Raw genomic sequence first — 562 nt, forward strand, 5'->3', positions numbered from 1 at the left:
TTCATCTGATCCGCAACGCGCTGCGCCCGGTGCCGCGCAAGGACCGCGCCGCCCTGGCCGCGGAGTTGAGGAAGGTCTACACCGCCGCCGACGCCGAGGCCGCCTTCGACGCCCTGGCCGAGCTCGCAGCCGGCCCGTGGGGCAAGAAGTACCCGCAGACGGTGACGATCTGGGAGAACGCCTGGGAGCGAGTGGTCCCGTTCCTGGCGTTCAGCCCGTCGGTCCGCAAGCTGCTCTACACCACCAACACCATCGAGTCGCTGAACTACCAGCTGCGCAAGGTCACCAAGGCCCGCGGGCACTTCCCGACCGACGATGCCGTCGTCAAGCTCCTGTGGCTGGCGATCATCAACATCGAGGACAAGCGAGCCCGGGAACGCGCCGCCAACAACGCCGACCAGGGCGCCCGCAGCGGCTACCCCGGCCGACTCGTCGAAGGCGCCAAGACCTACGGCTGGATCGAGGCCCTCAACGAACTGGCAGAGGCCTATCCAGGTCGCATCAGGTAAAACGACCAAGACCAGCAGCAAGATCAGCTTTACACACTACGAGTTACAAGCTC

1 protein-coding gene is annotated in these 562 nt (G+C 65.8%); it reads left to right on the forward strand.

Annotation, left to right across the window (positions count from 1 at the left end):
• The coding region (locus ACFQSB_RS40330) for a transposase (protein WP_417774574.1) at window positions 1-509 on the forward strand (509 nt) is incomplete at its 5' end.
• Window positions 510-562 lie beyond the last annotated feature (53 nt).

The organism is Sphaerisporangium rhizosphaerae (genome assembly GCF_042665155.1).
Lineage (GTDB): Bacteria > Actinomycetota > Actinomycetes > Streptosporangiales > Streptosporangiaceae > Sphaerisporangium > Sphaerisporangium rhizosphaerae.